Annotated in this window: 11 protein-coding genes; 5 read left to right on the forward strand and 6 right to left on the reverse strand. The window is 39.0% G+C overall.

The genetic code is table 11. The annotated features are described in order from the left end of the window. Positions 1–307: 307 nt before the first annotated feature. Complete coding sequence (locus tag H3299_RS15180; RefSeq protein ID WP_182419834.1) at positions 308–1,378, reverse strand: hypothetical protein; 1,071 nt, start codon at positions 1,376–1,378, stop codon at positions 308–310. Positions 1,379–1,561: 183 nt separating this feature from the next. On the opposite strand from H3299_RS15180, the gene H3299_RS15185 reads away from it, so the two are divergent. Both H3299_RS15185 and H3299_RS15190 read left to right on the forward strand, forming a co-directional pair. Next, on the forward strand, positions 1,562–2,008 hold the full coding sequence (locus tag H3299_RS15185) for a hypothetical protein (protein WP_182419835.1): 447 nt from the start codon (positions 1,562–1,564) through the stop codon (positions 2,006–2,008). Between the two features lie 35 nt (positions 2,009–2,043). Then, entirely contained in the window at positions 2,044–2,451 is a 408-nt protein-coding gene (locus tag H3299_RS15190) for a hypothetical protein (RefSeq protein WP_182419836.1), read from the forward strand. Positions 2,452–2,456: 5 nt separating this feature from the next. Here H3299_RS15190 and H3299_RS15195 read toward each other — a convergent pair whose 3' ends face one another. Further along, positions 2,457–2,933, reverse strand: a complete 477-nt coding sequence (locus H3299_RS15195) for a hypothetical protein (protein WP_182419837.1) — start codon at positions 2,931–2,933, stop codon at positions 2,457–2,459. Positions 2,934–3,228: 295 nt separating this feature from the next. Beyond that, the gene (locus tag H3299_RS15200) at positions 3,229–4,002 is read right to left on the reverse strand and encodes an IclR family transcriptional regulator (protein WP_182419838.1); all 774 of its coding nucleotides are present in this window, start codon (positions 4,000–4,002) and stop codon (positions 3,229–3,231) included. A gap of 403 nt (positions 4,003–4,405) precedes the next feature. Here H3299_RS15200 and H3299_RS15205 point away from each other — a divergent pair, with 403 nt between their 5' ends. From H3299_RS15205 to H3299_RS15215, 3 genes are all read left to right on the forward strand, one after another. Next, a complete protein-coding gene (locus H3299_RS15205; RefSeq protein WP_182419839.1) occupies positions 4,406–5,695 on the forward strand; it encodes an MFS transporter in 1,290 nt (429 codons plus the stop codon). Positions 5,696–5,832: 137 nt separating this feature from the next. Next, entirely contained in the window at positions 5,833–6,876 is a 1,044-nt protein-coding gene (speB, locus tag H3299_RS15210; protein WP_182419840.1) for an agmatinase, read from the forward strand. A gap of 89 nt (positions 6,877–6,965) precedes the next feature. Further along, positions 6,966–8,261: an ArgE/DapE family deacylase gene (locus H3299_RS15215; protein ID WP_182419841.1), complete on the forward strand. Its 1,296-nt coding sequence runs from the start codon at positions 6,966–6,968 to the stop codon at positions 8,259–8,261. 285 nt (positions 8,262–8,546) lie between these two features. Here H3299_RS15215 and H3299_RS15220 read toward each other — a convergent pair whose 3' ends face one another. From H3299_RS15220 to H3299_RS15230, 3 genes are all read right to left on the reverse strand, one after another. Further along, positions 8,547–9,506, reverse strand: coding sequence for a succinylglutamate desuccinylase/aspartoacylase family protein (locus H3299_RS15220; RefSeq protein ID WP_182419842.1), 960 nt, complete (start codon positions 9,504–9,506; stop codon positions 8,547–8,549). A 119-nt stretch (positions 9,507–9,625) separates the two neighbouring features. Continuing rightward, the gene (locus tag H3299_RS15225; RefSeq protein ID WP_246708258.1) at positions 9,626–10,924 is read right to left on the reverse strand and encodes an MFS transporter; all 1,299 of its coding nucleotides are present in this window, start codon (positions 10,922–10,924) and stop codon (positions 9,626–9,628) included. A gap of 715 nt (positions 10,925–11,639) precedes the next feature. Further along, entirely contained in the window at positions 11,640–12,539 is a 900-nt protein-coding gene (locus H3299_RS15230) for a LysR family transcriptional regulator (RefSeq protein ID WP_182419843.1), read from the reverse strand. Between the last annotated feature and the right edge of the window lie 73 nt (positions 12,540–12,612).

Consider the following 12,612-nt stretch of genomic DNA (forward strand, 5'->3'; position numbering starts at 1 on the left):
GAATCTGCAGCACCTGTCAAGCGACATATTGTCCCAGATTAAACGCAATTATGCTAATAAAATCAAATATTAGGCAATTAAGATTTGGTGACAAAAAAGGTATTTTTTTTAAATCGTTTTAAATTGTTTTGAATTTTAAATGCATAAAGCAACAGCATTTTGGGCTAAAACGATAGTACAATAAATACTTGCCTATCTTCTATCATCACTTTTTATGCTTTAAATCGAATAGACCATCAAAGTTTTGCAATATGTTCGTTTTTTAAATTTAACAAAACGATAAATGACGGACTAAAAACAGCGTTTTTTAATCATCTTCTTCATCATCTTCTAAAAGACCAATAAAAGAAATTGTATCGCGGGCAAATTCAAGCCCTTCGTCGCTATCCTCTGACATCCATGCCAATGGTGTCATGGCGGTTAATCTTGTATCAATAATTTCTTTTGCCCGACGATAATCCTGCGCCCAATCTAATGTTGCTATTTGGCGGTTTACAATCATTTGTCCGCCAAAACGGTTATATAAATCATCAAAGCCTTGATTTAACAATTCTAAATCGCAAAAACTATCCTCAACCTCGTGGTCGGCTAGGCGAAATTGATAATGATAAATCAAGCTATAAACGCCATTGCCAAATCTATCCTTGGTTTTTTCAATTGCTTGTCGGGCAAAATTATCCATGTCACGCATAGAATTGCCATGCCAGCGGGGCAATAATTTAAAAGCATGCAGGCAATAGTGATTAAGATTATCAGGATCCAAGGCAATTAATTTTTTGAATAATTTATTTAATGTCTTAACACCACAAATGCCATCAGAATGATAATTATAATTGGCCAAATTCCAAATTAAACAATCATCTTTGCCTTCAACATCTCGGGTTAGAGCCGCTTCCATCTGAACAATATTGCGGAAATAGCCATCTATCTCTTCTTCGCTTGCTTCATCGGCATAATGATCGCCGCCTTCAGTCCATGCAGCATGATGAAGACAATAAGCATAAAGACCAAAGCCAAAAGCACTTTGCTTTTCTTCAGCCCATTTTCCAATTGCTGCAAGTCCCTGTTGCAACTGCTCAAGCGGATAGCGCCCAAATTCAATACCTAATCTTTGCCAAACCAAACCGCTTTTTAAAACACCGCCTTGTAATAATTGGTCATTTTTACGTAAAATTGTATAGCCTTGCTCAAAATCATCGAGCCTATTTTCAAAAATACAATCAAACAGCTTTTTTACATCTTGATAATGAGAGCCATATTCATCAGCAAGGCTATGATGCACAGCGAAATTTTTACTATTTAAATAGCGTTGATCAGATCTTTTACAAAATAGATTGTATAGAACCTCCCAAAAGCCTTGTAAAAACCTTTGCAACATCTTTTTCCCCACATGCGCTGAATAAACCCAAATATTCAGGCAATATTGCCTATTTTAAAACAAAAACCAATAGGTGCGTTCCGCATTGAACCTACTTCTTCCAATTTATCAAAATAATAGATTGACTTTATGAAGCAAAAGGATAAAACTTTGAACAAAGTTCATATTTATTAAGGGGGATTTATGTGGCGTTTTATTTCTGCCTATTGGCTAAGTTACCTTGCAACCAACCTACTTATTATAGCTTTTATAATTAGTATTACATTTAACCAGGAAATAGGAATTGATCTTAATGATGGCATGACGATGCTAGTTATAAAGATAGTTCTTGGTTTATTTCTGGCAATATTTATTATTAATATAGGTCTATTTGTCGCAATAAGCATACCGCTCTTTTTAATATTACAAAAATACTTTAAATTAAAATTTTTATATATCCTTAGCTGGAGTACAGCAATTGGCTTAGCCAATGCAACCCTCTTATATTTTTACGTGGTAAAGAGTTTTGTGCCATTTTACATCATATCCATTTTTTTTACGGTGATTGGCGCTATAACGGGGCTAATTTTTTGGGCTATTTATAAATGGCTTACCAAACCAAGAATAGATAATGCTATCTTTATTCGATAGAATTTTAAGCTATAGGAAGAAAAATGCGTAATTTTTTGAAAGCCTATTGGCTGTGTATTATCATTGCAACGCTGATTATTCTTTGTGCGTTTTTCGGCTGTAGTGCCGGTGGTATTAAAAGTTATTTTGGTTCCTATACAATTGTATTTGGATTTATAATTTTTTTTGAAATATGCCTGCTTGCCATACATGCAGCTATTTTTTGCCTGCTTACATTGCCGCTTTATTGGTTTTTCAAACCTCATATTAACCTTATAGTAGCAATTATTTATAGTATATTTATATGCGAATTGAGCTTTTTGGGTCTTGATATTTTCGTTTTGAAAGATTTAATTTCTTTATTAGAATTACATTTGATCTTTTGCTTGATGGGGCTAATTACCGGGTTATTTTTCAATTTTTTATATAAATATTTTCAAAAAAGACAAAAGCTCACCCCATAGCCGCATTAATCCTCAACTATAAAAGTTGGTGCATAATATTGAGCAATAGATGGTTCAATATGTTGCCAATTATCTCCATCTAAATCCAAAGCTTCGGCAAAGAAAAGGCTAATCATATATTCTGGCTCATCGGTGTTCAAAGCAATACAAGCTTTTAAACTATATAAAACATGTAGAACAAGTCTTCCCTCATTATAAAACCGACTTTGTGAATAATTCCCTATCTTTTTCCAAAGTTCAATCCTTTTTTCCTCAAGAAATTTTTCATCACCGACATGGCTACCAAAGTAAAATTCCTTTGAATATTCGATAAAGGGATGAAATTCTGGGTTTATTTTATCCTTGATCTTTTCTAAATATATTAAAAATACCTTATTTACATCATCATGATCCAATTCTTTATTTTGATTATAATAGTAAAAAACATAATCAGCGGATATTCTTTCTTCAAAATCTTTTTGGGTGAAATGCCGATTAATCATAAAACACCTTTCACTGCACTCTATATATTCAATCATTATTTTTGTTAATAAAACTATATGTTAGTGGCTATTATCAAGATTTAATATTTATATAAAAAGACCTTAATAATAAAATAAAAAAAGAGAGCTCAATACATATTGCCCCTTTATTATATTATATAAATTAAATTTTTCTAGTGATTTTGTAATTTCAACAAAGTATTTTCTCGCGTTAATATTAATTTAATACAACAATATATTTTACATTGTTTTTATCTTTTATCACAGATAATAGTTCAAGAATTGAACTTAAACATCACGCATAATAGCCCAATAATTTTGATATTTTTAATGCCGTTGTGCTAATTTTACTGCCAATAAGTTCAATTGTTGTTGCTGTTGCTTCTTGCTCAGTTAAGCTTACTGCAATACCGGCTATTGCTTGCTTTGCATGGTTTTTAATTGCTGCACCGAGGCAAATCATGCCATCGCGTATCTCACCATTATCAATCGAATAACCGTTATTGCGAATATTTTGCATGTCCGTCTTGAATATTTGGAAATCCCGGGTACTTGATGGGGTAAGCGGTTGCGGCCAATCATGAGTTTTAACCAATGTGTTAATTTTGGCGTCACTCCAGCTTGCCATCATTGCTTTACCGGTTGCGGTAAAATAAATTGGCAAACGCATACCAATTTTAAAAGTAAATCCCAAGGGCGCATTGCTATTACGGCAAGCAATATAAACAACCTCACTCCCTTCAGGAACTGATAATGTCAGTGTATACGGTGCTAAGTCGCAATGTTCACTGGCAATTTGATGAAAAGCATCAACCAAATCAACATTAGATAAAAACCTGCTTCCCCATTTTGATAATTTTGTACCAAGTTTAAATGTACCATCAATATTGCGTTGTATTAATTCCAATTCACACATTACATGCAGCAAACCATGACCGGTGCTTTTGGGGATTTTCAACCTTTTTACAATATCGGCGGCATTTAGCAATTCATCACTATCAACCAAAAGATCAAGGATTGCCGCGGCACGGCGCAAGGCTGGAATATTATGGGCAGTTTCTTTTTCCATTGGCTCAAATTCTCAATTGACAATTTATTCATTTTAAATAAATATACACTATACTGAATGAAGTTCAATATGATGAACTCGTAATTTGGGAAATTTACGGATAAGTTGGGAGGCAACTTAAATGTTTAGACATCACATAAAATTTGTAACAACCAAATGCTTTAAGGTTTTTTAATCATTAGGCCGCCGCCAATGGTTTAGAAATATTATTGCCATTGGCACTTAAAACCGCTTATTGATTTCACCCTTAAATCACAAACTGCATGAATTGCTTAGGCTTTGCCATGGCATGATGCCTTTATTTACGCTTCATAATGAAATCACCCAGATACCCCATTAAACAATAGACCTGCCTCTTTGCCGTAAAAAATTTTTCTAATAAAAATAACAACAGGAACAACCTATGGGAAAACCGCAACCGATACGCGCAGCACTGGCTGCATTTTTAGGTACTGCCATTGAATGGTATGATTTTTATATTTATGGTACTGCCGCAGCCCTTGTTTTTGGGCAATTATTCTTTCCAAGTGAAAGCTCTTATCTTGGCAATCTTGCGGCCCTTGGTACTTTTGCGGTTGGCTTTATTGCACGCCCCTTTGGCGCGGCGATCTTTGGTCATTTTGGCGATAAGCTTGGCCGCCGACTTAGCCTTGTAATAACTTTGCTCATTATGGGCGGCGTTACCACCCTTATCGGTGCTTTACCAACTTATGAATCTATTGGCATGTATGCCGCTATTTTGCTGGTATTTTTGCGACTTATCCAAGGTATTGCGGTTGGCGGTGAATGGGGCGGCGCTGTTTTAATTGCCGCCGAGCATGCGCCCGAAAAATGGCGAACATTTTTAGCATCCGCTCCGCAATATGGTAGTCCCGTTGGTCTTATACTGGCAACCCTTGCTTTTCGCTATGTCTCTGACTTGCCAACTGAAGATTTAATGTCATGGGGCTGGCGCATTCCATTTCTTGCAAGTGGTGTGCTTGTTCTTTTGGCTTTTATTATTCGCCTTGGCATTAATGAAAGCCCTGAAATGCAGGCGCAACTTGACAGCAAATCCAGCCATGAAATTATCCCTATTAAAGAATTATTAGCTAAAAAATCAACAGCTTTAATTCTTGGCATTGGTGCGTGTATCCTTGGCGTTGCTGGTTTTTATTTCATTACTACCTTTATGATTAACTATACCACCACCTATCTCAAAATAGAAAAATCCACTATTCTCAATATTATTTCATGGGTTGGTGTGGTTGAAATTATTTCATTTCCTATTGGCTCATTTTTGGCAACCCGTTATAGTGAGCGTAGTTTATTAATGACCATGACTGGGCTTGGTGTTATCTGGGCAGTACCAATGATGCTGTTAGTTGTTTCAGGCAGCACTATAAATATTGCCATTGCTATTTTGGTGGCAACCTTCCTTGTTGGCGCCTATTACGCGGTGATCGCGCCTTTCTTACCGCGCGCCTTTCCAGTCAGAATGCGCTATAGCGGTATTTCGCTGAGCTATCAGCTTTGCGGGGCAATTTTTGGTGGCGCAACCCCAATGATTGGTGTTTGGCTTGCTCATTATTTTGGTACCAATTGGGTTCCATTTGCCGGGCTTTTCGGCGGTCTTACATTGATAACTTTTCTATGTGTTTGGGCATTGCCGATTGAAAATGAAAAATCCGTGCTGCACACATATAAAAATTAATTCAACAAGCCATGTTAATTTTGGGCAGCAATGCCCAATCGATAGCGATTTAAAATTGGCCGGCAAAACTTAACTTATAGATTTGACCTAAGCTGTTATAAATTAAATCTAATTTTGAAGAACAGGAAAACCTTGAAATGGACAAAAACGCTTTAGAAGCCTTAAGGGCTCGCTTTGGAGGCGAAAACGAAAATAAGATCTATGACGAGCATTTCAATGCAGTTGCAGCGGGAGTTATCAATAAAAGCGGCACGCGTGCAGCACCTTTTGCTGGCGTTCCCACATTGCTAGACGCGCCGTATCGACAAATCGATTGGAGCGCCCCAGATTTAACTAATCTTGATGTTGCCTTGCTTGGGGTGCCGATGGATTTGGCGATTAGCAACCGCAATGGGTGCCGTTTTGGTCCACGCGCTTTAAGAACGATTGAACGCGTTGGACCTTATAATCATGCTTTAAAAATCGCCCCCAAAATGGCGATGAATTTTGCTGATATTGGCGATGTACCATTTCGTAGCCGCTATGATCTGACTGGTTGCCACCAAGATATTGAAGAGACTATAACCCAAATTATTGATGCTGGGGTTAAGCCACTATCGGTTGGCGGCGACCATTCAATATCCTTGCCAATCTTGCGGGCAATTGGCAAAAGCCGTCCTGTTGCGATGATCCATATTGACGCCCATTGCGATACAGGTGGCCCTTTTGACAATTGCCGCTTCCATCATGGTGGCCCTTTTCGTCACGCGGTATTGGAAGGCGTGCTGGATCCAACATTGACAATCCAGATTGGCATTCGCGGCTCATCTGAATATTTATGGGAATTTTCTTATGCATCAGGCATGAGCGTTATCCATGCCGAAGAAATCCAAAAACGCGGCATTGCCGCAATTATCGAAACAACCCGCAAATTAATTGGCGATCATCCAGTTTATTTATCCTTTGATATTGATAGTCTTGATCCAGCCTTTGCTCCGGGCACTGGAACGCCAGAAATTGGTGGATTGACAACCCGTGAAGCACAAGAATTATTGCGGGGGCTTGCTGGTATTAACATTATTGGCGGCGATGTGGTGGAAGTATCCCCTGCTTATGATGCAACCACAAATACTGCTCATGCGGGTGCACAAATATTATTTGAAATTTTAAGCCTGATGGCCCTGCGAAAGGCAAAGGGGTAGGTTTGCGAAAAGCAAAAAGTTCTTGATGCACCAAGTTAGCTATTAATAAAATATCAATCAATCATATCACAGCATAAAGGTTAGCCCTCATGTCATCAGTCCCCTACCCCAGCAACGAAGATATCAAATTGGCTGTCGATCGCCTTTTTGATCAACAGGTGGAATTTCTTGAAAAACTGGTTAAGTTTCCCTCACTAAGAGGACAAGAAGCAGCTATTCAAGATTTTATGGCTGAGGCAATGATTGATCTTGGTCTAAATGTTGATAAATGGTTGATTGATATTGAAGCGATTAAATCCCATCGTGGCTTTTCTCCCGTTAGCGTATCTTATGATGATGCATGGTCAGTGGTCGGCCAATATCTGCCCAAGGGCAAAACTCTTGGCCAATCGCTTATCTTAAATGGCCATGTTGATGTGGTACCAACCGGCCCATTGGAAGCTTGGTCATCGCCGCCTTTTGAACCACGCATTGAAAATGGCTGGATGTATGGGCGCGGCGCAGGCGACATGAAGGCAGGCGTATCAGCCAATATTTTTGCATTGAAAGCCTTGCAATCTCTAGGCTTTATGCCAGCTTCACCTTGTTATGTTGAATCAGTCATTGAAGAGGAATGTACGGGTAATGGTGCTTTATCCTGCCTTGTGCGTGGATATAGTGCCGATGCAGCTTTCATTCCTGAGCCATTGGAACCCAAATTAATGCGGGCGCAAACTGGCCCTATCTGGATAGAGGTCGAAGTATCAGGCGCTCCCGGTCACGCATCTGGGGATTTTGGCAAAGGCGCAAGCGCTATCCATATTGCAATGCAATTAATGCAAGCTTTGGACGAATTAGAAAGCAAATGGAACGCGCAAAAGTCCAACCATCCGCCTTTTGATAAGCACCCCCACCCAATTAATTTTAATATTGGTAAAATAAATGGCGGCGAATGGCCGTCAAGCATGCCGGCCTCTTGCACGTTTGAAGTGCGCATTGCCGTTTATCCTAAACAATCAATAAACGAAATCTGCAAAGAATTTGAAGCCTTTATTATGGATAAAGCAGCTCAAATTAAGGGCTGCCAAAATATGCCGAAAATTCGCTATACGGGCTTTTTGGCAGAAGGCTATGTGCTTGAAAATGCTGAAGCGCAAGAAGCTGCCTTACAACGATCGCATAGGCAAGTATGGAATGAAGAACTTGGCGAGCATGTGTTTGCTGCCACCACGGATGCGCGCTTTACTGGACTTTATGGCGATTGCCCAACTCTCGTCTATGGGCCATATTGTAAAAATCCGCATGGTTTTGATGAATGTGTGGATTTACAATCCTTGCGCAAAGTAACGCAAACCATGGCATTATTTATTGCTGATTGGTGCAAATTAGAAAAAATGATAGATTAAAAAAGGTGGGCCCCTATTCCTTAAAAGCGGGGGGAGGAATAGAATAGGAGCCCAAGAACACTTTTTACGATCGAAAAAAGTGCTCTATGCAATATTTTTATTTTTTGAAAAATACCCAACGGGTCAAGAAATGGAGGGTTCTTATCCGTGAAAGGGGGAGGATGGATAAGAACCCTTGAGCAATTTTTTTGCAAGTGATGATCCATAACTTACAAAAAATGCTCGTCATATTGCAGTTTTTTACATGACGGGAGGAATAGAAAAAACTGCAAATCTAAGTTAAATCTATTTTTCACGACCCAAGCGCACCGCAGTGGTGCCAATGCGTGCATGACGCAAAGTGGGCTGCAACAAATAGCAATTATCATATGGCGTGACAATTTCCTCATCGCCATCATAACCAATGACTGTGCCTTTTTTAGCAATAACTTGCATACCAACATAATCTTCAGCAAAGCGGAAATTGTCAGTTTTAATCGTCACAGCTTCGGTGATATCAATGACTTTTTGTGTAACTGGTGCTTGATTAAGCAAATAATCTGAAACGTCACTTGCATCAGCAACACCAGCAACGATTAAGAAACGCGCAGCAACATCTAGAGCTAGCGGATAGGCTTGCTTTTCAAAATGATGCCCTGATTCATATAAAACCGCTGCCTTATCATTATTTGGATTACCAAACTGACCATAATCACGCAAGCGTTTGCCAGCCTTATGCCCTTGGTCCATAATAATAAATTCTGGCACGCCAATGGCTCGTGCAAGCGCTTCACCTTTTGGTAATACGCCGCCCATCATAATTGGCGGATCAGCTTCATGCATAGAATGAAGATCAAGCAGTAGATCTACATCAGCAAGCACTGGTTCAATTTCACGGGCGCGACGAATTTCGATGGTATCACGCGTGCCGTAAAGCGATTCATTATCCCATGCGCGGTTCATATCTTCTTCGATAAACCGTGTTGCATCTGGGTTTTCAGCTGAAAAAGCTTCATAAGCAGCAATATTTGCAAAGCCAAGGGTAAGCTTGCCTTGTTTTGGTTTGAAACCATCACGTAATAGGCGGTCAACAGTCAACGCACCGCTGACTTCATTGCCATGCACCAATGACATAATCATTGCATGCTTACCTGGCTTACCTGAATCAAAATGGTGAATATATTGAACGCCGCAATTGCCTTCTTTCCAAACGGAAATATCTGGAAAAGGCAATTCAATTGGATAATGTTTGAATTTTGAAGTCATAATTTATTTTCTCCCTCCATTTTAGCAAAATAGTAAAACGGACTTTCAGTCAAAAATGCGTCAAATCAAAAATAAAGAGCAGCTTAGTTTAATTTAGTCAAAGCTGCTCTAGCCTTATATTAGCGGCGTTTTGGTGTGCGTTGATAAAGCGCAGTAATGGCAATTAAGCTTAGCACAACGGTTGCTATAACGTAAAAGCTCGGAGCAAGATTATTGTGTGTCTTATCAATCAACCATGTTGCGATAAGCGGCGCGAAACCACCAAAAATAGTTACAGAAATATTGTAACTAACTGCAAGCCCGGTACTGCGCACATTGGTTGGGAAAATATCAGCAATAAGTGCTGGCATAGCTGCCAAACTTAAAGCAAGAAGGAAACCAACAAAAGCTTGCACAGAGAATAACGTGGTTGCACTTGGCCATTTGTTCAAAATATAGATCAACGGAAACGAGGTTAAGCCAAGCAATAGCAACGAAAAGCCAACAAGCTTAATGCGGTTAAAGCGATCTGATAATGCACCAACCATGGGAGACACAAACAACAACATCAAACCGGTGATTAATGCACCAATATAAGAAACGGTTGCAGGCAAATGCAATTGCTTGATGGAATAGGTTGGCATATAGATTTTATGAACATAATTATAAGCGGTTGCCGCAGCAACAATGCCAATGCAAAGCAACATGCTATTTAGATTATTGGTCAAAAGTTCCTTAAATGGCTTATGATCAACCTTTTCATGCTTAACTTGTTCAAATTCTTCGGTTTCAGCCACATTGCGGCGAATATACCAACCAACAGGGCCGATAAGCAAACCAAAGGCAAAGGCAATGCGCCATGCACCATTTTCAATTTGGGTTGCATCGAAAAACCAAAAAATCAATGCTGCCATACCTGCCGCCATGACCGTTGCTAGGCCTTGGGTTGCCATTTGCCAACTGGCAAAAAAGCCACGGCGTTTGGTTCCTGCATGTTCAACAAGGAAAGCAACAGACGCGCCAAATTCGCCGCCGGTTGAAAAGCCTTGGATCATACGCGCAATGATAATGACGAAAGGAGCAATGAAACCAATCGTCTCATAACTTGGTACAAAGGTAATCATTGCAGTGCCAAGCACCATAAGCCCGATAGACAAGGACATTGAGGCTTTTCGGCCAGCCTTATCAGCATAGCTACCTAAAATGATCGAACCAAGCGGACGGGTAACAAACGAAATACCAAAAGTACCAACCGCAATAAGCAGTGATACTGTTTCGTCAGAATTTGGAAAAAATAGCTTACCAATGGTTATGGAAAAATATCCATAAATCAAAATATCATAAAATTCGAGCGCGTTACCGGCGCTCGCTGCAACAAATTCGCGCCAATTTTTGCGCATAATTTGCCCCACTGTCATTGTGCCCTGTGGATTAGACATATGGCCTCCCTATTTAAATTGCAGTTGCATGTGCAGGATGCAAACAAAATCGAGCGAAAGATTTAAACTTGAATGGGGCTTTAAGCCTTAGTCAATAATTTGCCCAACTATCTTTGCAATTCATCCAAGACATCAATCTTTGCGCCTTGAATGACGGACTTACAACGGCATCTAAAAAATCTCCAAATTTTCAAGATGCGTTACATTTTATGATTTTGGTCACAATATTGGCAAATTATTCCACTTAATAGCATAATGGATTGCTATGTCTGGAATCACACAATTGATGACGTTTTTAAAATCGATTTAAAAACTAGCAAATATTATTGGAAAATCTCGTGCTTTTTTGGCACATCTATGTGCAATAATGGCACAAAAGCGAAAAAAGACAGAACTGATATGATCAGTGCTACAATGCATATATCTGCAATATTATAATATAAACAAATACTTATAATAAGCTATATACATAGAACATAATAAATAAAAACCAAAAGATAATCCAACCATATTTCTATAAAAAATATGGAGCTTTCTTTACAGAATTAAATTTATTTTGTTTATATAACATTTTTTAATCGCGATGTATAATAGTTTTTTATAATAATCAGTTTTTTTTAAATCACTAAGAGCGAGCAAAAAACGCTGTTAGTTATGGGTAATGAGTGATGATTAGAGCCGGCCTCTAACCGATACCTGCAGTTTTAAATATCAATTAATCAATTTTATGAAGAGAATAATTTTCCCAAAGCTGATTGACTATTTTATGAGAAAACAATTTACGCCGATAAAGAGCAATATCCAGTTTTGCCTGCCATGATGGTTGATCAATCAGCATGATGCGCTTTGCATCAAGGCTTGGACGCACCAAACGCAAAGGCAGCCATGCCATGCCTATACCTGCCGCGACAAGTTCCAATACCGATGAATAAGAATCCGTCTCATGCACCATTTTAACATTAGGTTTGTTTTTAAGGCTTGATAAATGGCGGGTAATAATCGGGTGAAGAGCGGTTGTAGTGGTAAAACCAATATAAGGGGTAGAACTTGACTCACTGCCGGTAAAAAGTGGCTTGCCGTTTTCACCAATCGCACTTATTGGCACTAATTCTTCCGTCGCAATAATGATCCAATCATATTGGGCAGGGTTTAATTTCAACCTTGTATGATAGCTTGAATAGGCAATTAAAATATCTGCATCAAGATTTGCCAAAGCGCCAATGGCTTTTTCGTGATTGCCTGCAATGATACGAGTGCTAAAATTGCCAATAATTGCGCTCACTTCTTTTAACCATTGGGGAAAAAAGGTTGACGAAATCGTCACACCTGTAGCAATTTTTAAATCTGGTTCACCGGTCTTATCACTGCTATCTAAGCGCTCGCGCAAAAGCCGCAAGGTTTCAATAATTTCAGTTGCTGTTTCAAGAACAATAATGCCTTCAGCGGTAAAATCAATCGGCACAGTGCGGTGAATAAGCGGTACGCCCGCCCATTCTTCCAATGCTTTTATGCGCCTCCCAAAAGCTGGGTGGGTGACATTTCTATTTTCTGCTGCCCGAGTAAAACTACGGGTGCGCGCAAGTTCCATGAAATCGGCAAGCCAAGTTGCAAGCATTGAGAGGCACTTTATCGACGTTAATATTTAAAATCCTATTCATTATAAATAGGATATTTTCTTAGCAATGACC

Source organism: Bartonella sp. HY038 (assembly GCF_014117425.1).
Lineage (GTDB): Bacteria > Pseudomonadota > Alphaproteobacteria > Rhizobiales > Rhizobiaceae > HY038.

What these genes read in the sequence shown, in the direction of transcription:
- H3299_RS15200 (WP_182419838.1), bottom strand. Translation starts at nt 4,002, where the DNA reads ATGGAAAAAGAAACTGCCCATAATATTCCAGCCTTGCGCCGTGCCGCG.
- H3299_RS15205 (WP_182419839.1), top strand. Translation starts at nt 4,406, where the DNA reads ATGGGAAAACCGCAACCGATACGCGCAGCACTGGCTGCATTTTTAGGT.
- H3299_RS15220 (WP_182419842.1), bottom strand. Translation starts at nt 9,506, where the DNA reads ATGACTTCAAAATTCAAACATTATCCAATTGAATTGCCTTTTCCAGAT.
- speB (WP_182419840.1), top strand. Translation starts at nt 5,833, where the DNA reads ATGGACAAAAACGCTTTAGAAGCCTTAAGGGCTCGCTTTGGAGGCGAA.
- H3299_RS15215 (WP_182419841.1), top strand. Translation starts at nt 6,966, where the DNA reads ATGTCATCAGTCCCCTACCCCAGCAACGAAGATATCAAATTGGCTGTC.
- H3299_RS15185 (WP_182419835.1), top strand. Translation starts at nt 1,562, where the DNA reads ATGTGGCGTTTTATTTCTGCCTATTGGCTAAGTTACCTTGCAACCAAC.
- H3299_RS15225 (WP_246708258.1), bottom strand. Translation starts at nt 10,924, where the DNA reads ATGTCTAATCCACAGGGCACAATGACAGTGGGGCAAATTATGCGCAAA.
- H3299_RS15230 (WP_182419843.1), bottom strand. Translation starts at nt 12,539, where the DNA reads ATGCTTGCAACTTGGCTTGCCGATTTCATGGAACTTGCGCGCACCCGT.
- H3299_RS15195 (WP_182419837.1), bottom strand. Translation starts at nt 2,933, where the DNA reads ATGATTAATCGGCATTTCACCCAAAAAGATTTTGAAGAAAGAATATCC.
- H3299_RS15180 (WP_182419834.1), bottom strand. Translation starts at nt 1,378, where the DNA reads ATGTTGCAAAGGTTTTTACAAGGCTTTTGGGAGGTTCTATACAATCTA.